Origin of the sequence: Aquimarina algiphila (assembly GCF_007489275.1) — a bacterium.
Classification (GTDB): domain Bacteria; phylum Bacteroidota; class Bacteroidia; order Flavobacteriales; family Flavobacteriaceae; genus Aquimarina; species Aquimarina algiphila.
In genome coordinates this window covers 1-22,482 of record NZ_VLNR01000045.1, presented here as the reverse complement: position 1 = coordinate 22,482, position 22,482 = coordinate 1, and the positions used below count along the sequence as shown (strand labels likewise).

The 22,482-nt window shown below is 32.4% G+C and carries 23 protein-coding genes; 14 read left to right on the top strand and 9 right to left on the bottom strand.

Translation table 11 applies throughout. The annotated features are described in order from the left end of the window. Window positions 1–100 precede the first annotated feature (100 nt). Window positions 101–1,942 (bottom strand): SulP family inorganic anion transporter, encoded by a 1,842-nt coding sequence (locus FOF46_RS19265; RefSeq protein WP_143917569.1) that lies wholly within the window; start codon window positions 1,940–1,942, stop codon window positions 101–103. Window positions 1,943–2,093: 151 nt separating this feature from the next. Here FOF46_RS19265 and FOF46_RS19260 point away from each other — a divergent pair, with 151 nt between their 5' ends. Continuing rightward, window positions 2,094–3,839, top strand: a complete 1,746-nt coding sequence (locus FOF46_RS19260; RefSeq protein WP_109438968.1) for a M14 family metallopeptidase — start codon at window positions 2,094–2,096, stop codon at window positions 3,837–3,839. Window positions 3,840–3,842: 3 nt separating this feature from the next. On the opposite strand, the gene FOF46_RS19255 is transcribed toward FOF46_RS19260, so the two are convergent. Genes FOF46_RS19255 through FOF46_RS19245 form a run of 3 tightly spaced genes read right to left on the bottom strand, consistent with a single transcriptional unit; the run spans window position 3,843 to window position 6,049 of the window. Beyond that, window positions 3,843–4,523: an ABC transporter ATP-binding protein gene (locus FOF46_RS19255; RefSeq protein ID WP_143917568.1), complete on the bottom strand. Its 681-nt coding sequence runs from the start codon at window positions 4,521–4,523 to the stop codon at window positions 3,843–3,845. Continuing rightward, on the bottom strand, window positions 4,520–5,437 hold the full coding sequence (locus FOF46_RS19250; protein ID WP_143917567.1) for a hypothetical protein: 918 nt from the start codon (window positions 5,435–5,437) through the stop codon (window positions 4,520–4,522). The genes FOF46_RS19255 and FOF46_RS19250 overlap by 4 nt, the downstream gene beginning before the upstream one ends. Before the next feature lie 3 nt (window positions 5,438–5,440). Beyond that, window positions 5,441–6,049 carry an NUDIX hydrolase gene (locus tag FOF46_RS19245; RefSeq protein WP_109438971.1) on the bottom strand — a complete coding sequence of 203 codons (609 nt, stop codon included), beginning with the start codon at window positions 6,047–6,049 and terminating at the stop codon, window positions 5,441–5,443. 8 nt (window positions 6,050–6,057) lie between these two features. Between FOF46_RS19245 and pyrE the strand changes: the two genes are divergently transcribed. Together pyrE and FOF46_RS19235 are read left to right on the top strand one after the other, a co-directional pair. After that, a complete protein-coding gene (gene pyrE / locus FOF46_RS19240) occupies window positions 6,058–6,699 on the top strand; it encodes an orotate phosphoribosyltransferase (RefSeq protein WP_109439048.1) in 642 nt (213 codons plus the stop codon). Between the two features lie 12 nt (window positions 6,700–6,711). Then, a complete protein-coding gene (locus tag FOF46_RS19235) occupies window positions 6,712–7,104 on the top strand; it encodes an SRPBCC family protein (protein ID WP_109438972.1) in 393 nt (130 codons plus the stop codon). Here the strand turns inward: FOF46_RS19235 and FOF46_RS19230 are convergent, their stop codons facing one another. Beyond that, a complete protein-coding gene (locus tag FOF46_RS19230; RefSeq protein ID WP_109438973.1) occupies window positions 7,105–7,836 on the bottom strand; it encodes a biotin--[acetyl-CoA-carboxylase] ligase in 732 nt (243 codons plus the stop codon). 90 nt (window positions 7,837–7,926) lie between these two features. Between FOF46_RS19230 and rsfS the strand changes: the two genes are divergently transcribed. From rsfS to FOF46_RS19200, 6 genes are all read left to right on the top strand, one after another. Then, window positions 7,927–8,298 carry a ribosome silencing factor gene (gene rsfS, locus FOF46_RS19225; RefSeq protein ID WP_109438974.1) on the top strand — a complete coding sequence of 124 codons (372 nt, stop codon included), beginning with the start codon at window positions 7,927–7,929 and terminating at the stop codon, window positions 8,296–8,298. Between the two features lie 13 nt (window positions 8,299–8,311). Then, window positions 8,312–10,264, top strand: coding sequence for an ATP-dependent zinc metalloprotease FtsH (gene ftsH / locus FOF46_RS19220; RefSeq protein ID WP_109438975.1), 1,953 nt, complete (start codon window positions 8,312–8,314; stop codon window positions 10,262–10,264). A 117-nt stretch (window positions 10,265–10,381) separates the two neighbouring features. Beyond that, window positions 10,382–10,996, top strand: a complete 615-nt coding sequence (locus FOF46_RS19215) for an LUD domain-containing protein (protein ID WP_109438976.1) — start codon at window positions 10,382–10,384, stop codon at window positions 10,994–10,996. A 1-nt stretch (window position 10,997) separates the two neighbouring features. Then, complete coding sequence (locus FOF46_RS19210) at window positions 10,998–11,801, top strand: phosphatidate cytidylyltransferase (protein WP_109438977.1); 804 nt, start codon at window positions 10,998–11,000, stop codon at window positions 11,799–11,801. After that, window positions 11,791–12,438 carry a phosphatidylserine decarboxylase family protein gene (locus FOF46_RS19205; RefSeq protein WP_109438978.1) on the top strand — a complete coding sequence of 216 codons (648 nt, stop codon included), beginning with the start codon at window positions 11,791–11,793 and terminating at the stop codon, window positions 12,436–12,438. The genes FOF46_RS19210 and FOF46_RS19205 overlap by 11 nt, the downstream gene beginning before the upstream one ends. A gap of 2 nt (window positions 12,439–12,440) precedes the next feature. Next, window positions 12,441–12,719 (top strand): acyl-CoA-binding protein, encoded by a 279-nt coding sequence (locus tag FOF46_RS19200; protein WP_109438979.1) that lies wholly within the window; start codon window positions 12,441–12,443, stop codon window positions 12,717–12,719. Here the strand turns inward: FOF46_RS19200 and FOF46_RS19195 are convergent, their stop codons facing one another. Both FOF46_RS19195 and FOF46_RS19190 read right to left on the bottom strand, forming a co-directional pair. Further along, the gene (locus FOF46_RS19195; RefSeq protein ID WP_235011037.1) at window positions 12,720–13,634 is read right to left on the bottom strand and encodes a DUF302 domain-containing protein; all 915 of its coding nucleotides are present in this window, start codon (window positions 13,632–13,634) and stop codon (window positions 12,720–12,722) included. A gap of 234 nt (window positions 13,635–13,868) precedes the next feature. Further along, window positions 13,869–16,502 carry a valine--tRNA ligase gene (locus FOF46_RS19190; protein WP_143917566.1) on the bottom strand — a complete coding sequence of 878 codons (2,634 nt, stop codon included), beginning with the start codon at window positions 16,500–16,502 and terminating at the stop codon, window positions 13,869–13,871. 254 nt (window positions 16,503–16,756) lie between these two features. Here FOF46_RS19190 and FOF46_RS19185 point away from each other — a divergent pair, with 254 nt between their 5' ends. After that, the gene (locus FOF46_RS19185; RefSeq protein ID WP_109438981.1) at window positions 16,757–17,149 is read left to right on the top strand and encodes a DUF1573 domain-containing protein; all 393 of its coding nucleotides are present in this window, start codon (window positions 16,757–16,759) and stop codon (window positions 17,147–17,149) included. A gap of 60 nt (window positions 17,150–17,209) precedes the next feature. Here FOF46_RS19185 and FOF46_RS19180 read toward each other — a convergent pair whose 3' ends face one another. Further along, complete coding sequence (locus tag FOF46_RS19180; RefSeq protein ID WP_109438982.1) at window positions 17,210–18,559, bottom strand: aspartyl protease family protein; 1,350 nt, start codon at window positions 18,557–18,559, stop codon at window positions 17,210–17,212. Window positions 18,560–18,665: 106 nt separating this feature from the next. Between FOF46_RS19180 and FOF46_RS19175 the strand changes: the two genes are divergently transcribed. The 4 genes from FOF46_RS19175 to FOF46_RS19160 all read left to right on the top strand — a co-directional run bounded on the left by FOF46_RS19175 (window position 18,666) and on the right by FOF46_RS19160 (window position 21,903). Then, entirely contained in the window at window positions 18,666–19,865 is a 1,200-nt protein-coding gene (locus FOF46_RS19175) for a pyridoxal phosphate-dependent aminotransferase (RefSeq protein ID WP_143917565.1), read from the top strand. Next, window positions 19,855–20,868 carry a UDP-N-acetylmuramate dehydrogenase gene (murB, locus tag FOF46_RS19170; protein WP_143917564.1) on the top strand — a complete coding sequence of 338 codons (1,014 nt, stop codon included), beginning with the start codon at window positions 19,855–19,857 and terminating at the stop codon, window positions 20,866–20,868. Before FOF46_RS19175 ends, murB begins: the two co-directional genes overlap by 11 nt. Before the next feature lie 214 nt (window positions 20,869–21,082). Next, entirely contained in the window at window positions 21,083–21,289 is a 207-nt protein-coding gene (locus FOF46_RS19165; protein WP_109438985.1) for a membrane or secreted protein, read from the top strand. 38 nt (window positions 21,290–21,327) lie between these two features. Continuing rightward, window positions 21,328–21,903, top strand: coding sequence for an RNA polymerase sigma factor (locus FOF46_RS19160; RefSeq protein WP_235011038.1), 576 nt, complete (start codon window positions 21,328–21,330; stop codon window positions 21,901–21,903). Window positions 21,904–21,919: 16 nt separating this feature from the next. Here FOF46_RS19160 and FOF46_RS19155 read toward each other — a convergent pair whose 3' ends face one another. Further along, window positions 21,920–22,153 (bottom strand): hypothetical protein, encoded by a 234-nt coding sequence (locus FOF46_RS19155; RefSeq protein ID WP_109438986.1) that lies wholly within the window; start codon window positions 22,151–22,153, stop codon window positions 21,920–21,922. Window positions 22,154–22,482: the final 329 nt, after the last annotated feature.

Genomic DNA, 22,482 nt, shown 5'->3' with positions numbered 1-22,482 from the left:
TCAGTGTAATAAGTTTTCCTAATTATAAGGAACTTACAATAAAAAAACCGGGATAAGATTTAAAATCTTATCCCGGTTTTTTATTAAATCACTTTTTGTTTTATTTCATAGCTTTTGCCATAACATGATATCTTGGATCGTCAATATCATGCTCTATAACACTAGCCAATCTGGGAGAAGCTTTAATCATAAGCGCTTGGCACTCTTCGCTAAGGTGCTTAATTTTAACCCTCTTACCAGCTTCTTCATATTTTCCTACAAGATTAAAAATAGCTTCTAATGCTGAGTGATCGCTAACTCGTGATTCTATAAAATCAATTTCTATATACTCAGGATCATTAGCTACATCAAACTTATTATTAAATGCTTGTATACTACCAAAGAAAAGAGGGCCCCATATTTCATAGATTTTGGTTCCATCTTCTCGAACATGTTTTCTAGCTCTAATTCGCCTTGCGTTTTCCCAGGCAAATACTAAGGCAGACATAATTACTCCAGCAATTACAGCAACTGCCAGGTCAAAGAAAACCGTTAGTGAAGAAACTGCTATTAACACAATGGCATCTGCCAAAGGAATCTTATTTAGAATTCTAAAACTAGACCAAGCAAATGTACCTATTACTACCATAAACATTACACCAACTAAAGCAGCAATAGGAACTTGTTCTATAAGTCCTGAAGCAAATAATATAAATAATAACAATGTCACAGCTGCAACAATTCCAGAAAGCCTTGTTCGACCACCACCTTTAATATTAATAATGGATTGACCAATCATTGCACAACCACCCATTCCACCAAAAAGTCCAGTTATGATATTCGCACCTCCTTGAGCTAAACACTCTCTATTAGAATTACCACGAGTCTCGGTCAATTCATCGATAAGATTTAATGTCATTAAAGATTCTATTAATCCAATGGCCGCAAGAATCAAAGCATAAGGACCAATAAATTTAAAAGTCTCCCAGTTCATAGGTATTTTACTAAAAATATCGAACTGGAACTTTGGTAATCCTCCTTTTAAACCTTCTCCTCCACCATCTCTAATAAAACTACCTACGGTAGCGACATCAAGTTTTCCCAGAATTACAATTGCAGATACCACTACAATAGCAAGCAGGGCTTCTGGAAGTTTATTCGTTAATTTTGGCAATCCCCACATGATTAACATGGTGAGCAACACCAAACCTAACATTAATAACAATTCATTTGTTGGTATCCAAGACTTTACCTTACCCTTTTTATTAATGCTATATATAGCATTGTCTTCAAAATTAAAAGTAACTTCTTTTGTAATTAAATCAAAAACCTGCCCTTCATACACCATGTATTTTCCTTCATTAGAATTGATTTCTTCTAATCGATTACTATCAAAATTGAATACTGCTCTATCTGTAGTCACATCATAGACCTTGTTATCGTCTCTAATTTCAAATTTTTTCTCTACCGATTCGGTTTTATATTTATCATTCCCAAAAACGTCTTTCTCACCTTCTTTAAACATCCCTAATTGAGAAAGGAAAATCACGATTGCCAGACCATTTACAAATCCCATCATTACGGGATGCGGAATCAAACGTACAAACTTACCTAGCTTAAAAACACCGGCTAGCATTTGTATTACTCCCATAAGAATTACAGTTGCAAATAAATAATATAACCCTAGTTCTTCTCCTGGATCACCCATAGCGTTTCCTTCTGCTACCAAGCTTACCATTACTACTGCTAATGCTCCAGTAGCTCCAGAAATCATCCCTGGACGTCCTCCAAAAATAGATGTTATAAATCCAATCATAAATGCAGCATATAACCCTACTAATGGATCAACACCAGCTACAAAGGCAAAAGCAACCGCTTCCGGAACTAAAGCTAAAGCAACTGTTAATCCCGATAAAATATCATTTTTGGCATTAGCCACTCTTTTTCTAACAAACTCAGTCATAGTTATGGTATTTCAGGCTGCAAAAATACAGTTATTTTGTGGCTTCACAAGTAAAATAGAATTCTATTACAATCACTAAATCTAACTAAAACGTTATAGAAGATTATAAAATTCGAAATCTTAGTATATTTGATCTTTACACACATCATATATGCAAAAAATTACTTTTATTCTAGGTTTCTTAGCTATCATTTCATGTACCCATAAAGAGAAATCTGATACCAAAGATTTCAATTTCACAACTACTTTTGAGAAAAGTAACGGGAACAAAACTGCCACATATCCGGAGGTTATAACATACTATCAGCATTTAGCAGACACATATTCTTCTGTTAATATCGAGGAAATCGGAATGACCGACAGCGGAAATCCTTTGCATATAATTACACTAAATCCTGATACTACTTTCGATTTTAACGAGATTCGAAAAGCCAAACGAATTATACTTATTAATAACGGAATTCATCCTGGTGAAAGTGATGGTATAGATGCTACTATGTTATTGTATAGAGATATTGCTGAAGGTAAAATCAAACCTCCGGCAAATACCGTATTAGTAACAATTCCAGTATATAATATTGGAGGAGCCTTAAATCGAAACTCTGGAACACGAACGAATCAAAATGGCCCTGAAGCTTATGGTTTTAGAGGAAATGCACGTAATTATGATCTAAATCGTGATTTTATAAAGAATGACACAAAAAATGCCCGTGCTTTTGCAGAAGTATTTCATGCAGTACAACCAGACGTTTTTATAGATAATCATGTGAGTAATGGGGCTGATTATCAATATACGCTTACTCACCTTTTTACTCAACATAATAAGCTGGGTAATGAATTAGGCGATTACTTACATCAAGAAATGCATCCACAATTAGAATCTTTACTAAAAAAGAAAAACTGGGATATCACGCCCTATGTAAATGTTTGGGGAACTACACCTGACAAAGGCTGGACTCAATTTCTTGACTCTCCAAGATATTCTACTGGATACACAACACTTTGGAATACTCTGGGAATGATGGTAGAAACTCACATGCTAAAATCTTATAAAAAAAGAGTTGAAGGAACATATGAGCTTATGAAATCGATGATTGAAATCACCGAGAGAGACGGAAGTAAAATTCGTTCTTTACGAGAGACAACCTTCAATAAACAAACCAAACAAAAAGAATACCCTGTGAATTGGAAAGTAGATACTACACAAATCACAAAATTTAATTTTAAAGGATATGAAGGCGAATTTGTTCCTAGTAAAGTTACAGGAGCAAAACGATTAAAATATGATCAAAATAAACCATATCAAAGAGAAGTTAGCTATCAGAATTATTTTAAAGCCATCACATCAATCAAAGTCCCTAACGCTTATGTAATACCAAAAGGATGGTGGAAAGTGGTTGATTTATTAAAATTAAATCAAATTGAATTTGAGGTGCTGAAAAAAGATTCAATCATTGCAGTAGAAACCTATTTTATTAAGGATTATAAAACTCGAAAAGCTCCTTATGAAGGGCATTATCTTCATTATCAAACTTCAGTAAATAAAAAATTAGAATCCATAACCTTTGCTAAAGGAGATATTATAATCCCAACAAACCAAAAAGGATTTAGGTATATTATAGAAACTCTAGAACCTGAAGCTCCTGACTCATTCTTTAATTGGAATTTCTTCGATACCATTCTGCAACAAAAAGAAGGATTCTCACCTTATGTTTGGGAAGACAAAGCTTTTGAAATATTAGAAAAAGACGAAAATTTAAAAATAGCATTTGAAGAAAAGAAAAAAGATACTGCTTTTGCTAATAATTGGTATGCACAACTGGACTGGATACACAAACATTCTAATCATTATGAAAAGGCACACTTACGGTATCCTATTTACAGGATTTTAAAATAAATCCTACCCTAAATTTAATCTATCAATTCTAGCTTCAATACCAGAAGTTTGCATTTCTTTTTCTATGCTATCAAAGTTAGTTTTATCAACGCTTCTCTCTATACTTCCTTTTTTTAGGTAATGTAAATAATCACAGGTTTGGTGTAATGTCGAAAAAATGTGAGAAGAAAGTATAATAATTTTATCTAGTTCTTTTAACTTAGACAATACTTGATTGATTATAATATTACTATGAATATCAACTCCATTAAATGGCTCATCGAGAATAAAAACATCATTATTCTGAAGTAGAATTGCTGTAAGAGCCAGTTTCTTTTTCATTCCTGTTGAGTAAGTCTCTGCATATTTATCAAGTGGTAAATCAAAAATGTTTTTTTCTTTAAAATCTCCTATCTTGATTTTCCTGGCATTACACAACAGCTGTAAATATTCTTTCCCGGTGATCTTAGAAAAAAAATAAGGATTAGTTGGCAAAAAGCCAATCGAATTTTTTATTTCACCTTTGTCATATTCAATTTTTCCTTTAAAGCTTTCCATTCCCGAAATACAGCGAAATAACGTTGTTTTTCCCGCTCCATTTTCTCCAACAATACCGTGAATCTCTCCTTTTTTAAAAGATAGACATATGTCATTAAGCACATGGTGATTATTGTACGCTTTATATAAAGAATCAATAGATATCATTTCAAAAGGGAATTTAAATTACGTTGCGCTTTAAAATAGAAATACGGAATAACTATCAACATAGCAGGCGGAAACAAAATACACAATACTCCTATTATCCCCTGAAACATTCCAACACCTTCTCTAAGAAAAGCATATTTTATTACTATATACATAATCATGTATAACAATCCCAAAAACGAAAAGATTAAGGCGATATGCATTTGATCTATATAAGATATTGATAAAATCAAAAAAATCGGAAAAGTCAATACAATACTATACTTAGATGCTATACTTATTTTATGTTTTAAAAACCCTTGTGGGTTCATATCATGAATCCAAATATAAAACTGAGGATCAGGTTTTGAATAATACATAGAGCATATAAAGAAAATAGATAGTATCGAAAAGATGCCTAAATTAAAATTATTAACGTTGATAGAAATAATAGCAATGCCATAGGACAATAAAAACATCCAGAATGTTTTGCGAAATCCAATAACAAACTCAAATGGCCATCTAAAAAACGGTGTAGGCAGGGTTAAATTAAATTTACCTGGCTTTTTTATAAAGGAAATGAAAATAGTCATTCCAAAAACTATCAAAGCCTCTTCATAGTACATTCGGAATACCAAAAACAAAATAAATGGTATTGCTAACAGTATATGATTTATTACCACAATACTTTTAAAATCAGTCAATAAAAAATGTTGCTTGATAAGTTCATCATGCTTTGGGTAACGTATTATAAAAACTGTCACTATCCCTATTAACATATAAAAGTAATTTGGATACATTACTTTATCAAAAAAACTTGTAGACCCCCAATAAAACAAACCAGGGATGATTAGATATGCTATAAGTGGCTCTATTCCAAAATCTTTTAGATGACGATTAAGCCGTTTAAAAAGTAAAATAAAATAGAGTTTCATTAATCAGGATAAATAATCATGAGAAAATAATTGTTTGATGTTCGCATAGGAATCCAATAAAGCTTTTCTCGCTTTTTTTCTATCCTTCCATTTCACTTTAGTAATTCCTTCATCTTTTTGTGGGATAAGTTCCCCATCATATCCTGTTTTCATTTCAAACCAATACGTAACCTTCAACCTAAACTCTCCACTTCTTTTAAAAACGTGATAGCTTCGATATAAAAATTTAGTAATTTCTAATCCAGACACTCCTGTTTCTTCTTCTACCTCACGTATTGCAGCAGTTTCCATATCTTCATTCTTTTCGGCCTTACCTTTAGGCAAATCCCATTTTCCATTACGACGAATGAACAAAATTTCCTTATCAGTGTTATAAACCTTTCCCCCTCCCGCAACAACAACGGGTAATTTGGTATATAAATGCTCTATAAGTTTATCTTCTCTTTTATGATACAGGTGATACTTTGCCCCTTCGTTTGTAGTTTCTTTTTTTAAAATATCTCTTATAATTGTTGGAAAGTCAGCCTCTTTGATTGGGATCATTTTATAATCCTCTATAGACTTTTTTGTAGATAGAATAATAGGTGTATTATTCACAAAAACTTTATACATTTGCAACTATGATTTTTGATAAAGATACAGCAAAAAAAACTGCTGAATTACTACTGCAAATTAATGCAATTAAATTAAATCCGCAAGACCCTTTTACCTGGGCTTCTGGATGGAAATCTCCGATCTATTGTGACAATAGAGTTACGCTTTCATATCCTGAAATTCGTAATTACCTAAGAGAAAACCTCGCTCGATTCATTGAGCAAGAATATGGCAAACCTGATGTAATTGCCGGAGTGGCAACGGGAGCTATTGGTATCGGAATGTTAGTAGCACAACAACTTGATCTTCCTTTTATCTATGTACGCCCGGAAGCAAAAAAGCATGGAAGAAAAAATCAAATCGAAGGTATTATCCCTACCAATAAAAATGTTGTAGTTGTTGAAGATTTAATTAGTACAGGAAAAAGTAGTTTAAATGCAGTAAAAGCACTTAAAGAAGTTAATGCTAATGTAAAAGGAATGGTTGCTATTTTCAATTACGGTTTTGATATTGCCGTAGAAAACTTTAAAGAAGCCGCATTATCCTTACACACACTAAGCAATTATGACAACCTGCTAGAACAAGCGTTGGACACCAATTACATAACAAAACAACAACAACAAACATTACAAAGCTGGAGAACTAATCCTTCAGAATGGAACATATAATAATTTAATGCTATGAACTTAGAAAGCCCTACGGTAACTGTAAATAAATCTGCAGAAGATGTATTCGAATTTTTGACCAAAGTGGAGAATTTTGAACAGTTAATGCCAGAAAGCAAACAAAAATTTGAAAAAATAAGTGATTCTCGATTTCTTTTTCAATTAAAAGGAATGCCCGAGTTAGTCTTAGATCAAAAAGAAAATACAAGTCCTAGCAAAGTTGTTTTAGGAGCTGCAAGTGATAAACTTCCTTTCACCTTAACAGCAGATATTATTGATTCTGGAGATGGAAAAAGTACAACCAAGCTAACTTTTGATGGGCAATTTAATGCAATGATGTCGATGATGATCAAAAACCCTATTCAAAATTTCATCAATACCCTTAGCGAAAATATAGGAAAACTATAATTAATACAATAGTTTAATTTCTTTCAGGTCAAAATCAGAGATGACTTCATCTTCTAATAGAACTTGTAGTTTACCCTCTTTGGTAATACTCTGAATGATTCCAACAAAAGATTCTCCCTTTACATCCAAAAATGTAGAGGGTTTATTTTTTCTAAACAACAATCCCTCATACTCCTTTTTTAATTTTCCAAAATTAGAAACAGATAACATTGAGAATCTCAGTTCTATTTTGGTTAACAATGAATTTAGAACTTCCTCCACATCATAACTTTGTCCCATTCTCATTTTTAGTGACGTTGCCAGAGGTAGATTATCAAATTTAATTTGATTAATATTAATTCCAACACCAATAATTACTCCCGTTAGACTGCCATTCTTGACTACATTTTCTATCAAAATACCACATATTTTTTGTTTATCTGACAGAATGTCGTTAGGCCATTTTATAGATAATTTTGGGATCATAAACTCTTTTAATGTATCATAAACTGCCAAGGACACAGCAATAGAAATATGAAACTGATCCATTAACTCTATTCCTTTAACCTGCATAAACACACTACATGTGAGGTTTTCTCCCGGGTTGCTTTGCCAAGTTGTACCCATTTGACCTTTACCAGTAAGTTGTTTTCTGGCAATAACACAAACAGAGTCGGTTAATTGTTTTTCACGATTAAGATCTCTAAGAAAAATATTTGTGGAATCAATGGCATCAACTTTGATTATATGCATACAATAAGGTGTAAAAGTTTTGCAAATGTCTAACTAATACAGACATTAAAATCATAAAAAGTAATAACTTTACACAAATTAAAAAAATGCATGACTAAAAAAGAAATCGGTAACGATCAATTAATTGCTCAAATATTAAAAGGTATTGAAGAAGTAAAAGGTAATGATATTAATATTTTAGATCTTAGAGATATCGAAAATACAGTCTGTAATTACTTTGTCATCTGCAATGGAACCTCCAATACTCAGGTAAACGCGATTGTTAATTCCATCCAAAAAACAGTTAGCAAAGAACTTAAAGATAAGCCTTGGCATGTAGAAGGCAGTGAAAATGCAGAATGGGTATTAATTGATTATGTAAATGTAGTGGTTCATGTTTTCCAGAAACATATAAGAGAATTCTATGATATAGAAGGACTCTGGGGAGATGCAAAAACTACAATTATCCAAACAAATTATTAAAAGAAAACCGTAAATGGCCAAAGACAATAAAAAACCCGAACTTAATAAAAAACCAAAATTTAGCGCATATTGGATTTATGCTATAATCATTGTTGGATTTTTAGTATTGAATTTTATGGGAGGGAGTGGATTAGGATCAGCTCCTAGCACATCCCCATCAGAGTTTCAAGATTTTTTGAGTAATGGAGAAGTAGAAAAAGTGGTGATTATAAATCGCCGTAAAGCTCAGGTATTTCTTACCGGAGAAGCTAAATCATTAGATAAGCACATAAAAAATCAGAACAAATCTATTTTACCTGCTAGTCCTAACGATCCAGATTATCAATTTGAATTTGGTGATTTACAGAATTTTGAAAATAAAATTGCTACGATAAAGAAGGAAAATAATTTATCTACACAAGTTAATTATGATACAGAAAGTAATGTATGGGGAGAAATCTTCATTACCTTATTACCTTTTGCGTTAATTATTGGAGTTTGGATATTTATCATGAGAAGAATGAGCGGTGGTTCTGGAGGAGGTGCCGGCGGACAAATTTTTAATATTGGAAAGTCCAAAGCAAAGCTTTTTGATCAAAATACAGAAGTTAAGGTTTCTTTTGAAAACGTAGCTGGATTAGAAGGAGCAAAAGAAGAAGTTCAAGAAATTGTTGATTTCCTTAAAAATCCTGAAAAATACACTTCTTTAGGTGGGAAAATTCCTAAGGGGGCATTATTGGTAGGACCTCCAGGAACAGGTAAAACGCTTTTAGCTAAGGCCGTTGCTGGTGAAGCCAAAGTACCTTTCTTTTCTTTATCAGGATCAGATTTTGTTGAAATGTTTGTAGGTGTCGGAGCTTCTCGTGTACGAGATTTATTTAAGCAGGCAAAAGAAAAGTCTCCAGCCATAATTTTTATTGATGAGATTGATGCTGTAGGTAGAGCCAGAGGAAAAAGTAATTTCTCCGGATCTAATGATGAAAGAGAAAACACACTAAACCAATTATTAACAGAAATGGATGGTTTTGGCACAAACACTAACGTAATTGTGATTGCTGCAACTAACCGAGCTGATGTATTAGATAAAGCATTACTTCGTGCTGGTCGTTTTGACCGCCAGATATATGTCGATCTTCCAGACATCCGTGAGCGTAAAGAAATATTTGATGTTCATTTAAAACCTTTGAAAAAAGTTGAAAATGAATTAGATACTGAATTCATGGCGAAGCAAACTCCTGGTTTCTCTGGTGCTGATATTGCCAATGTATGTAATGAAGCTGCTCTAATAGCTGCCAGAAAAGGCAATAAAGCGGTTGGAAAACAAGATTTCCTTGATGCCGTTGATAGAATTGTAGGCGGACTAGAAAAAAAGAATAAAATCATTACTCCTCAGGAAAAACGAGCTATAGCTTTTCATGAAGCAGGACACGCAACCGTAAGCTGGATGTTAGAACATGCTGCTCCATTAGTAAAAGTGACTATTGTTCCTAGAGGTCAATCTCTTGGTGCCGCATGGTATTTACCAGAAGAGCGTCTAATCGTAAGGCCTAATCAAATGCTTGATGAAATGTGTGCCGCTTTAGGTGGTCGTGCTGCCGAGAAAGTAATATTTGATGAAATCTCTACAGGTGCATTAAGTGATCTTGAAAAAGTCACTAAGCAAGCAAGAGCTATGGTTACAGTTTACGGACTAAATGATAAGGTAGGAAATCTTACATATTATGATTCTTCTGGGCAAAGTGAATACAATTTCACAAAACCGTATAGTGAACAAACCAGTGAACTAATTGATAAAGAAATCTCGAATATTATCGAAGTTCAATATCAAAGAGCAATTGACTTATTAGAAAAACATAAAGATAAACTTACAGAACTAGCAGAAGTACTTCTTGAAAAAGAAGTTATTTTCAAAGATAACTTAGAAAAAATCTTTGGAGAACGACCTTTTGGTAAAAAAGAGGAGGAAATCATCATAGAACCTTCTTAAATATAATATTTTTTACTTGTAAATTGAAAAATCTTAACCTAACGGAATATTAGGTTAAGATTTTTTTTATCTTTGAATGTAATGTAAAACCGTAATTTCCCAATCCTAATTCAAAAAATGAGTCTATTTAGAAGAATTTTTTCATCAAAATCTAAATCAGACCAAAAGAGTAAAGAACGTCACATAGACGATCGCAGTAAATACATGCCGGAAATTGATTTACCGATTGACGAAAGTTTCATGATCAATTTTAAAAGAAATGGTGGTAAGTTTATTTATTGTGATAATAACAATGAAGTTTTAGACTCTTTTGATAAGATTTTATTGGAAAATGATTGGTACGAAAAAGATGTATGTTCATTTGACATGGGACTAGAACATAAATTCTCTGGTTTTAATCTTAATTTTGTAAAAAACGCTTCTACATCTTCTTTCTTTTTTGCCACTTGTGAATATTTGATTGCAGATAGTGGAGCCATACTCATCTCATCAAACCAACTAAAAGAGAAAAAGCTTACCGAACTGCCAGATCATTTTGTGATTTTAGCAGCTACTAGTCAACTAGTTAAAAGTATCGGGGAAGGACTAAAAGGCATAAAGAGTAAAAACAAAAATTCAATCCCTTCCAACATTACTACGATAAAGGATTTTGAACCTCAAAAAGAAAAGGATTTCTTAAGCTACGGAAGTAGTTCAAAAAATTTATATTTGCTCCTGCTGGAAGATTTATAATATGAAGGAACTGCTCACTAGGTCTTTGTCGGGATTACTATATGTCTCGATATTACTAATATCAATATTCATCAATAGATATACTTTTATTGGGGTATTTTTTGTTTTTGGAATCATTTCTATATATGAATTCCAAAAACTAATTCATCTCAAAAACAAAAGATTGTATATCATATTCATTACTTTTTTAGGAATCTTACAGGTATTTCAAGATCAGATTTATGTTATTATTCCTTTTTTAGTTTTAACTATCATTACAGAATTATTTTTGGTGAAAGATTTAGTTACCATTCGTATTATTCCAATGTTCGAAAAACGAAAATATCGAACTAGTATCTTTTATCTTATAACAGCTATTATATTTCTAACTCTTATCCCTAGTTACTCTGGTCAATATCAACCTATAATCATTGCCGGTGCTTTTTTGATTACCTGGACGAATGATTCTTTTGCATATTTAGTTGGGAAAAATTTTGGAAAACATAAATTGTTAGAACGCATATCTCCTAAAAAAACAATTGAAGGATTTGTTGGAGGTTTTATCTTCTCAATATTAGCTGGTTATTTAATTGCCGTGCTCTCACATTCGTTATCTATTACCATTTGGTTGATTATAAGCATTATTATGAGTATTTTTGGCACATTGGGTGATCTTATTCAATCTAAGTTTAAACGACAAGCAGGTGTTAAAGATAGTGGTACAATAATGCCTGGCCATGGTGGCATATATGATCGATTAGATAGTGTTATATTTGCCAGCCCATTTTTATATGCATTTTTACAAATCTTACATCATGTTTCATAAAGAAGGATATAAAATAATTTCAGTTACACTAGTGCTTTTTCTTGGTATTAATGTCGCATCTTACGTCGCTATTCAAAACGACGAATGGCAAATTGCCATATTTTCGATTACTTTAATATTTCTGATTTTAATATTACAATTTTTCAGAAACCCTAAAAGAAAAACAAAAGTTGATGACCATACCGTTGTTGCTCCCGTTGACGGAAAAGTAGTTGTAATTGAAGAAGTATTTGAAAAAGAACATTTTAACGACAACAGACTTCAGGTTTCAATCTTTATGTCTCCTATAAATGTGCATGTAACTAGACACCCAATTAATGGAGATGTTGTTTTAAGCAAGTACCACCCTGGAAAGTATCTTGTAGCATGGCACCCTAAAGCCTCTGAAGAAAATGAAAGAACAACGGTTGTAGTAAAAAATAGTGGTATAGAAGTACTATATAGACAAATTGCAGGTGCACTAGCCAAAAGGATAGTAAACTATGCAAAAGAAGGAGAAAAAGTAGTTCAGGGATCTGATAGTGGATTTATTAAATTTGGATCTAGAGTTGATGTCTTTTTACCGATAGGAACAGAAATAAATGTAACTCTAGATCAAAAAGTTAAAGGAGGAGAGAGCATTATTGCTAATGTATAGTCATGACCGAAGAGGAATTAAATATTAATTTCAAGCGTGCGTTTGAGCGCGCCAGCAACACCAAAATACAATTGCCTCCAGATGTTATGCTTCATTTTTATGCTTATTACAAACAAGCAATACATGCTGAAGGCTCCGGATTCTACAACCCCTCTGGAGATAGCGAATTGAGAAACGCTTTTAAACTAAATGCACTTTTTCAAGTAAAAAGCCTTACACCAGACGAAGCTAAATTAAAATATATCGAATTAGTTAATAAATACATTACAGATTCGGAATAACTATACTCCAGCTGCTGTATTTGTTAATGCATCCAATGCATTAGAAATAGTGGTTAATAAATCTTCATTACCTTTTATCCCATGACGTTCTTGTAGAAAAACAGGAGTATTATACGATATGTTTACTTTACCATCATTATCTTGCCAAACTAGTATTTTCTGAGGTAAATCTATCCCTATTGTCTGTACATTTTGCATCAATGGTGTCCCTAAATTAGGGTTACCAAAAACTACCAACCGAGTTGGGTTTAATTCCAAATTTACAGATTCTGCATTAGCTTGATGATTAACCTCGGCAACTAATCTTAGGTTACTATTGTTTTGTATTGCTGCTATCAAACTATTATATGTGTCTTCAAAATTTTGATTACTAATCTTTGTAAGAATCCCTTCTTCCTTATCTATAGATTCAGCATTGTTTATCTCTAATTCTCCACTGCTATTTAATGTTGCAAAATTCTTTAATGCTTCTGCTATGGTGTTCAATGATTTTACATCTTGTAGATCATATCTCTTTTGGAGATAATCTGTATTATTAAAAGCTACTCTTACACTATTTGACGCATCTCGAAACACAAATAGTTTTTGAGGCAAATCTAGTCCTGCTAACTGGTTTTTCTGCATTAAAGGTGTTCCAAGGGCAGGATTTCCAAAAATAATGACTTTTGTACTATCCAACTCCTTATTCACTGATAATGCATTTGCTCTATGATCTACCTGGGCAACTATATTTATTGGTCCTACTGCTTCTAAAGCTTGTATAATATCAGCTTCAGTAACCTCAAAACCAGTTTCACTAACTATATTAGATATCCCCGGCACAGAAATATTTACAGGATTAGATACATCATCATTATCATCACAAGAAGATATAAAAACTAAAAAAAGAAACATATAGAGCACACAATTTTTCATTTGTTTTTCATTTTAATATTAGCAAATACTTGGATATATTGGCTTTTGCCTGATATAAAATGAAAACCATAAAGAGTACTCTTTATTTTCTGATTTATTATAAGATTAACAAATCTTCACAAAATAATGAGGTTTTTAACATCATAAAGCGAGTACCTCCTCTATAAAAATCACAAAAAAACCTTGATTATTTTATAAATCAAGGCTTTATATAAAATTTAAAAAAAGATAAAATTAACTTCTAAGCCCTTCCAAACTTGACTTTAAGGTGGCTATTTTAGCTTCAGCATCAGCTTCTTTCTTTCTTTCTGTTGCAATAACTTGCTCAGGAGCATTATTTACAAAGCGCTCATTTTGCAACTTTTTCTGTACAGATTTCAAAAAACCTTCTGTATACAGCAATTCATCTGTTAACTTTTTAATCTCTTCCTCTACATCAATCGCTCCAGAAATCGGAATAAAATACTCATTAGACTTTACCCTGAAAGAAAGGGCTCCTTCTACTTTTTCTTCAACATAATTTAATCCCGATAGATTTCCAAGTTTACTAATTACAGTATCAAAAGTTGTTTTTAGTTTTTCGCTATTAAGAACAAATAACTCTATTGTATCTTTAAACGGTATATTTTTCTCCTTACGTATGGTACGGATTCCAGAAATTATATCTCCTGCAACTTCAAATTCTTTGATTAAATCTTCATTAACAGATGTCTCTTCTGGCCAACTAGCAATAATTAGAGCCTCTTCAGCACTTCTGTCAGAAATCTGTTGCCATATCTCTTCAGAAATAAAAGGCACAAAAGGGTGTAAAATCTTAAGATTATCTTCTAATATAGCTATTACCTGTTGATATGTATTAATATCAATTGGACTACCATATGAAGGCTTAACCATTTCTAAAAACCAACCACAGAAATCATCCCATATCAATTTATAGGTAGTCATTAATGCATCACTAATCCTATATTTGTTATAGTTATTTTCTAATTCTACAAGTGCTTTCTGAAATTTTGAACGATACCAATTAATAGCCACAACTGAAGCCTCTGGTTGTTCAATTGTCGTATCTACCTTCCACCCCAAAACAAGCCTGGAAGCATTAAATATTTTATTTACAAATGCACTACCTTGTTTGCACAAATCCTCATCAAACATTAAATCATTTCCTGCAGGTGAACTTAATAGCATCCCTACCCTGATACCATCTGCACCATATTGACCGATTAAATCCAGTGGGTCTGGCGAGTTACCCAGAGACTTAGACATCTTACGTCTTTGCTTATCTCGTACTATCCCAGTAAGATATACATTTGTAAATGGTTTTTCCTGACGATATTCATATCCAGCAATGATCATACGAGCTACCCAGAAAAATAAAATCTCTGGAGCAGTAACCAAATCGTTAGTTGGATAATAATAGTTAATTTCTTTATTATCAGGCTCTAGAATACCATTAAAAACGCTCATTGGCCATAACCATGAAGAAAACCAAGTATCCAAAGCATCAGGGTCTTGTGTAAGATCTGTATCTTTTAACGAATCATTGCCCGTTTTTTCTTGTGCAAGAGAAAGTGCTTCTTCTCTACTCTCTGCAACTACGAAATCTTCCTTACCAGGACCATAAAAATATGCCGGGATTTGATGCCCCCACCAAAGTTGACGTGAGATATTCCAATCTCTAACATTCTCCATCCAATAACGATAGGTACTGATAAATTTCTCAGGAACTAAATTCACTTCTTTATCCAGCACAGCATCTAAAGCTGGTTGAGCCAGGTCTTTCATTTTCAAAAACCACTGATCACTCAATTTTGGTTCTATTACCGCTTTAGTTCGCTCACTAGTACCTACTTTATTCAGGTGAGTTTCAGTTTTCTCTAAAGCTCCAATACTCTCGAGTTCTTTAACAATCTCTTTACGAACAACAAAGCGATCTTTTCCTTTATAATGTAATCCAGCAGCATTTAACGTCGCATTATCATTAAAAATATCAATAACTTCAAGACTATGTTTATCTCCTAAAACCTTATCATTAGGATCATGCGCTGGTGTCACTTTCAGGCATCCTGTACCAAATTCCATATCCACATACTCATCTTCTATTATTGGAATCACACGATTAGCAATAGGCACAATCGCTTTTTTACCCTTAAGATGTGTAAATCTTTCATCATTTGGGTTAATACAAATTGCAGTATCTCCCATAATAGTTTCGGGACGTGTTGTAGCAATAGTTAGCGTATCTTCACTACCATCAATTTTATAGTTTAAATAATATAACCCACCTTGTTTTTCTTCATAAATCACTTCTTCATCAGATAAAGTAGTCTTGGCCTGAGGATCCCAATTTACCATTCTATACCCTCTATAAATAAGGCCTTTATTATATAAATCCACAAAAACCTTGATCACAGAAGCAGAGAGATTTTCATCCATTGTAAACGCAGTACGTTCCCAATCACAAGAAGCACCTAACTTTTTAAGTTGCTCTAGAATGATACCTCCATGTTTATGAGTCCATTCCCATGCATGTCCTAAAAATTCTTCCCGTGTAAGATCGTTTTTGTTAATTCCTTCTTCTTTTAACTTAGCAACAACCTTAGCCTCAGTAGCAATTGATGCATGATCTGTACCTGGCACCCAACAAGCATTATACCCATTAAGACGAGCCCTTCTAATAAGTACATCCTGGATAGTATTATTGAGCATATGCCCCATATGAAGAACACCTGTGACATTTGGTGGAGGAATAACAATAGTATATGACTCTCTTTCATCAACTTCAGAATGGAAATAATTGTTTTCCATCCAGTAAGAATACCATTTCTCTTCTACCGATTTTGCATCATATTTTTCCGCTAAAGCCATACTTAGGTCTGGTTTTTGAATTTAGAAGTGCAAAAGTAATTATTATAGTATGAAGTACGAAGTTAGAAATATGAAAATTTAAAAAAACATAAGGTCAAAAATCACTAAATATTATACTTTAACATAAGCTATATAACCTAGTATTCACCTTATACTCTAACTTTTTCTGTTTAATTTGTCCCTTCTCTCTTTGAGTTGTGATTTTGCAGTTGAATAAAAAGTAAGTACTTTTACACTTAATAAAAACCTACATTATGAAAAAAATAATGATGATTTTATGTGTTTGTTTTCTGGGTATAACCCTAAACGCACAGGATAAGGCACAAATAAAATTTAAATCAGAAGTCGTCGATTATGGAGAAATCGCTAAAGGTAGTGATGGGGTTCGTCAATTTGAATTTACGAACACAGGAAAATCACCTTTAATCATTTCTAGAGTATATTCTAGTTGTGGGTGCACAATTCCGAAAAAGCCAGAAAAACCGATTGCTCCAGGAGAATCAGGTGTTATTGAAGTAAAATATGACACTAAAAGAGTTGGACCAATACGTAAAACAATTACTGTGTACTCTAATGCTGAAGAAGCTACAAAAGCAATTAAAATTAAAGGAACAGTACTTGACAAAAGCGTTCTGGAAAAAAACTAAAATAATTATTAGTATATCATAAAAAAGGGATGTTATCAGATAACATCCCTTTTTCTTTTTTTAAATCACCTTCTTGAGATAAAAATGATACTTTATCTCCACTCCTAACCGTTCTATTTTCATCGTTATCTTCCTCCCTTCCTCAAAATAGAACAATTCGTTAAGGTCTGAAAGTTTATAATTAAATGCTTTTTTCCCATTTACCTCTAAAATAATATCTCCCTTTTGCAACCCAGCAAGATTGGCAGGTGAATTAATTCTAACATCAGAAATCTCATATCTAGGAAGAAGCACAAAATCATTAGATAACTCAAGTGTCTTTTTTGTGACTACTTCATTTAACCCAAGATGAACTGTGTTATTTTCTTTATATCCTTTAATGGCAGTAAAACCACTATGCTGGATTGTAAGTCCACTCATATTATAATTAAAAGGCTTTCCGAAATATCCATTTTTTTTAAAAGATATTTTTTCGCCAGGATAATCCACAATCAAATTGAACCTTCGCAGAATATTACCTCCTAACGAACCTTGTCTATCATTTTGAGATATCCCCTGTATATAAATTGAATCCGGAAAGGAAGCCGTAACCTCTTTCATCATAAAATCTCCCAAACGAAGCTCCTTAATTTTGGTTTTTTGTCCATATATATCACCATTAAATCCTTTTCCTAAAAAATCTCTAAATGAATTACCCCCAACATGAATACCATTTTCTTCATTCTCAAATAACCATAATGAAGAACCAGACCCAGAATCTAATAATAGATTAACATCAATCAATCCTTTATCAGATTTATATTTAGCTGTAACAAATGGTCTTTTTCTATTATTACGGAATTTGATTTTAGTCTTGTAACATTTTTCACATTTTTTATATGCATAGGTTTCAGGCTTATTTATTTTTATAACTCTTTTAGAGTAATTGATCTCCACTACAAAATCTTTAAAGAGATCATAACCTATAATACCATGTATAGGAAACCCCATACGAGGGGAAAAATTAATGGTTTCATCCAAAACCAAGTAAATTTTATGGTTTCTACTCGTTGCTTTACCTATTTTAACTTCATTATTAATTGACTTTATAGCTTCTACCGGCTCATTATCTCCCAAACCTCTAAGGTAAATTTTTGAAGCATCTTTAAGTTCAAGCGAGCTTTTATTGTCAACGCTAAAGATAATTGTAGACCCCACACCTGTATCCAAAATAAAGGAAAGTTCAACTCCATTTACAACAACTGGTACGATAATAAGGTTATTTGCTAATTCAAATCTAAGTTTATTATGTTTTTTTCCTACGGGAAGTCTGAAATCCTTTTGAGCAAAAAGAACAACATTTAATAATAGTAATACTACTAAAACCTTACTTTTGAGAAAATGGCAAAAATTCAATGATAAAATCTTCATTACACTAAATATAGAAAAATAGTTGAAAAATCACATCAATTATACCGTTATATCTTAAATATTTTAAGAAATTTACGGCTATTTTTATTTTATTAAATTAGATCAGATGCCAATAGTATCATATAAAGGCAAAGCTATGCCAGAATCGCCAATTAGAAAATTGGCTCCTTTTGCAGAAAAAGCTGTAAAAGAAGGCAAGCACATATACCATCTTAATATCGGTCAACCAGATATCAAAACACCGATTGAAGCCATGGACGCGATACGAAACCATAATTTAGATATTTTGGCATATAGTCATTCTGCCGGTTTTGAAAGTTTTAGAAAAAAACTAGCAGGATATTACGCAAAACATGATATTACAATTTCATCTGATGATATTTTGGTAACCACCGGAGGGAGTGAAGCACTAATCTTTACCATGGGAAGCATTACCGATCCAGGTGATGAAATTATAGTTCCCGAACCTTTTTATGCTAATTATTATAGTTTTTCGACTCAGTCAACAGTAACCGTAGTTCCTGTAATTTCTAAAATCGAGACTGGGTTTGCATTACCTTCAATCAAAGAATTCGAAAAACTTATTACCAAAAAAACTAAAGCAATCTTAATATGTAACCCTGGTAATCCAACAGGATATCTGTATAGTAAGGAAGAGATTAAGCAATTATCAGCACTAGCAATTAAGTATGATCTATTTCTAATCTCTGATGAAGTCTATCGAGAATTTGTTTATGATGATTCAGAACATTATTCTATTCTTCAGGAAAAAGGATTGAATGAACATGCAATTATTGTAGATTCTGTCTCAAAACGTTATAGTATGTGTGGAGCTCGTATTGGATGTATTGTAAGCAAAAACAAAAGCGTAATGCAAACCGCTATGAAATTTGCTCAAGCTCGGTTAAGCCCTCCTACTTTAGCACAAATTGCCAGTGAGGCTGCGTTAGAAGCTCCAGACTCATATTACACAGAAACGATTGCAAAATATAAATTAAGGCGAGACACTCTTGTCTCTGGACTTAGAGAAATCCCAGGCGTAAAAGTAGCTATACCAAAAGGTGCTTTTTATTGCATCGCAGAATTACCAATTAAAGATGCTGATCATTTTACTCAGTGGCTTTTAGACAAATTTGATGTGGATAAACAAACGGTTATGTTAGCACCTGCTTCTGGATTTTATTCAAGTCCGGAAAAAGGAAAAAACCAAGTACGAATTGCTTATGTACTTAACCGAAGAGATCTTAAAAAAGCAATTGAAATTCTAAGGCTAGCTCTAGAAAAATATAAGACAGATGAAGATTGAGCACAAAAAATCTCTAAAAGAATATAATACATTTGGAATCAACGCTATTGCATCAGAATTTGTTGCAATCACATCAGAATCCGAACTTAAGTACATCCTTTCAGAACATAGTAAAAAGAACCTTTTTATTTTAAGTGGAGGGAGCAATATGTTGCTAACAAAAAATCTGGATGCGTTAGTTCTCCATATAGCGATAAAAGGAATTGAAGTAGTAGAAGAATCTGAAACTGCAGTTTTAATTTCTGCCTGTGCAGGAGAAAATTGGCACGATTTTGTTCAGTATTGCATTCAGAATAATTATGGGGGATTAGAAAATTTATCTCTAATTCCGGGTTATGTAGGTAGTGCTCCGATTCAAAACATTGGCGCATACGGTGTCGAACTAAAGGATACCATGGTTAGTTGCGAGGCTATTAACATTATAACCCAGGAAAAACAAATTTTTCAAAAAAAAGATTGCAAGTTTGAGTATCGCAATTCTATTTTTAAAAATGAAGTAAAAGGAGAATATATTATCACAAAAGTAACTTTTAAACTGACCAAAAAAGATCATAATCTCAATACTGATTATGGAGCAATAGAAAGTGCATTAAAAGAACAACACATCAAAACCCCTACAATTAAGAATATTTCTGAAGCGGTAATTCAAATACGTCAAAGCAAACTTCCTGACCCATCAGAGATAGGAAATAGCGGAAGTTTTTTTAAAAACCCTGTCATTTCTAAAGGTCTTTTTACCAAACTTCAAAAAGCACATCCAAATATCCCATCATATATCATAGACGAAAATAACATTAAAATCCCGGCAGGTTGGCTTATTGAACAATCAGGGTTTAAAGGAAAGCGTTGGGGTGATGCCGGAGTTCATGAAAAGCAAGCATTGGTACTTGTAAATCATGGTAATGCTTCTGGAAAAGAAATTCTTGATATAGCAACAAGAATTCAACAAGAGGTCAAACAAAAATTTGATATTACCTTGGAAACAGAAGTAAATATCATATAAACGTGTTATCAAACTATGATCTACAACATTATAGTTCAATAATTCTGTACTTAAATATTTATTAAATACCTGCTTAGCCATACATTCTTTGTATCTTTGTGATCTATTTTGATGTATTTGATTATGAAATGAGGTATTGATATTTTAGAAGGTCTACTACTAAATGCTTAATAACAAATTTCATTTGAAAATTTAAAACAATAAATAAAAACGAATGAAACTTTTATTGCTAACAATTGGCTTATTACTTTTGGCCTTTGGAGGAATCGCTATCAAATTATGGGCTAAAAAAGATGGTAAATTCGCGGGTACCTGCGCAAGTCAAAGCCCTTTTCTTAATAAAGATGGAGAGTCATGTTCTTTATGTGGTAAAACTCCAGATCAGTTTTCAAACTGTAATGATGATGGGCATTCTAAATAGCCTTATCTTTTTTATCTATTCTATTCAAAAAAAAGTCATTGAAAAAAAAAGAACATCTTATTTTATTAGAAGATCATATTAAGAAGGCAAAAGAAGGAAAGCAAATATCTTTTAATTATCTTCTTGATACATTCTGGAATGATGTTTATAATTTTCAACTGAAAAGGACACAGGATGAATATGAAGCAGAAGACATTACTATTCAGAGTTTTTCAAGAGCATTCGATAAGATTAATACGTTTAAAGAAGAATATAATTTCAAAACATGGTTAATTCAAATTTCGAAGAATATCCATATTGATTTATTACGAAAAAAAAATGCGTCTATACAATCCAAAACGACGACTCAGGTAGATGATTCTGTATATAAAATAGTGGATGACAACCCTACACCTGAAGATAAATTAATAACAGAACAAAACTTAGCTCAACTACTCCTTTATATAAAACAGCTGAAGCCTAATTATCAAAGAATAATCAATTTGCGTTATTTTCAGGAATTAAGTTATAAAGAAATTGCAGATACTCTTAATGAGTCAATGAATAATGTAAAGGTAAAATTATTAAGAGCTAAAAAATTACTCTCGGAAATAATTAACAGCTCTAAAAGCTAATACTTAGCTGCCAAAATTATCTTAAATTAAATGAGGTAAACCTTTTAATTACACTATATAGCGGCTCAATCCATTTATCGTTTATTTTTTTGTCATATTTAACAAACTTTTGAACCAGTCCTTTTGGTGCAGAAATCTCTTTTTCTATTGCAGTAATGTTAATATATCTCTGATTATTAAGCAACCATTTTTCTACACGCTTTCGATTATTTTTTATTTTTTTAGTGCTTACTACTTCTTCGAGCATCATTTTTTTCTCTTTTGAAAATATAACTACCAAATTCAAAAAAAATTTTATGTTAACTTAATTTTAACTTGATGTTAGCACTTTGTTTAGATATGGTTTAACTGTACTCAAAATTAAAATCATAATCACCATTAAATCAATATTCTAAAAAAAAGGAAGTTGCCTTTATTATTCTCGACACATAAATAAAAAAATATGTACCTAAACCCGTTGTGCATTTAGAAAAAGTTGCGCAAACTGCTAAAAGGCAGTAAATTGTAGTTACGACACTATAATTCATATGCACAACTTTCAAGCAAATTACGATAAAATACTCAAGGTTTTAAAAGGAT

What these genes read in the sequence shown, in the direction of transcription:
- FOF46_RS19200 (WP_109438979.1), top strand. Translation starts at nt 12,441, where the DNA reads ATGACCGAAGAGGAATTAAATATTAATTTCAAGCGTGCGTTTGAGCGC.
- ftsH (WP_109438975.1), top strand. Translation starts at nt 8,312, where the DNA reads ATGGCCAAAGACAATAAAAAACCCGAACTTAATAAAAAACCAAAATTT.
- FOF46_RS19230 (WP_109438973.1), bottom strand. Translation starts at nt 7,836, where the DNA reads ATGCATATAATCAAAGTTGATGCCATTGATTCCACAAATATTTTTCTT.
- FOF46_RS19250 (WP_143917567.1), bottom strand. Translation starts at nt 5,437, where the DNA reads ATGAAACTCTATTTTATTTTACTTTTTAAACGGCTTAATCGTCATCTA.
- FOF46_RS19215 (WP_109438976.1), top strand. Translation starts at nt 10,382, where the DNA reads ATGAGTCTATTTAGAAGAATTTTTTCATCAAAATCTAAATCAGACCAA.
- FOF46_RS19175 (WP_143917565.1), top strand. Translation starts at nt 18,666, where the DNA reads ATGCCAATAGTATCATATAAAGGCAAAGCTATGCCAGAATCGCCAATT.
- pyrE (WP_109439048.1), top strand. Translation starts at nt 6,058, where the DNA reads ATGATTTTTGATAAAGATACAGCAAAAAAAACTGCTGAATTACTACTG.
- FOF46_RS19190 (WP_143917566.1), bottom strand. Translation starts at nt 16,502, where the DNA reads ATGGCTTTAGCGGAAAAATATGATGCAAAATCGGTAGAAGAGAAATGG.
- murB (WP_143917564.1), top strand. Translation starts at nt 19,855, where the DNA reads ATGAAGATTGAGCACAAAAAATCTCTAAAAGAATATAATACATTTGGA.
- FOF46_RS19165 (WP_109438985.1), top strand. Translation starts at nt 21,083, where the DNA reads ATGAAACTTTTATTGCTAACAATTGGCTTATTACTTTTGGCCTTTGGA.
- FOF46_RS19255 (WP_143917568.1), bottom strand. Translation starts at nt 4,523, where the DNA reads ATGATATCTATTGATTCTTTATATAAAGCGTACAATAATCACCATGTG.
- FOF46_RS19195 (WP_235011037.1), bottom strand. Translation starts at nt 13,634, where the DNA reads ATGAAAAATTGTGTGCTCTATATGTTTCTTTTTTTAGTTTTTATATCT.
- FOF46_RS19260 (WP_109438968.1), top strand. Translation starts at nt 2,094, where the DNA reads ATGCAAAAAATTACTTTTATTCTAGGTTTCTTAGCTATCATTTCATGT.
- FOF46_RS19265 (WP_143917569.1), bottom strand. Translation starts at nt 1,942, where the DNA reads ATGACTGAGTTTGTTAGAAAAAGAGTGGCTAATGCCAAAAATGATATT.
- FOF46_RS19245 (WP_109438971.1), bottom strand. Translation starts at nt 6,049, where the DNA reads ATGTATAAAGTTTTTGTGAATAATACACCTATTATTCTATCTACAAAA.
- FOF46_RS19210 (WP_109438977.1), top strand. Translation starts at nt 10,998, where the DNA reads ATGAAGGAACTGCTCACTAGGTCTTTGTCGGGATTACTATATGTCTCG.
- rsfS (WP_109438974.1), top strand. Translation starts at nt 7,927, where the DNA reads ATGACTAAAAAAGAAATCGGTAACGATCAATTAATTGCTCAAATATTA.
- FOF46_RS19205 (WP_109438978.1), top strand. Translation starts at nt 11,791, where the DNA reads ATGTTTCATAAAGAAGGATATAAAATAATTTCAGTTACACTAGTGCTT.
- FOF46_RS19180 (WP_109438982.1), bottom strand. Translation starts at nt 18,559, where the DNA reads ATGAAGATTTTATCATTGAATTTTTGCCATTTTCTCAAAAGTAAGGTT.
- FOF46_RS19155 (WP_109438986.1), bottom strand. Translation starts at nt 22,153, where the DNA reads ATGATGCTCGAAGAAGTAGTAAGCACTAAAAAAATAAAAAATAATCGA.
- FOF46_RS19185 (WP_109438981.1), top strand. Translation starts at nt 16,757, where the DNA reads ATGAAAAAAATAATGATGATTTTATGTGTTTGTTTTCTGGGTATAACC.
- FOF46_RS19235 (WP_109438972.1), top strand. Translation starts at nt 6,712, where the DNA reads ATGAACTTAGAAAGCCCTACGGTAACTGTAAATAAATCTGCAGAAGAT.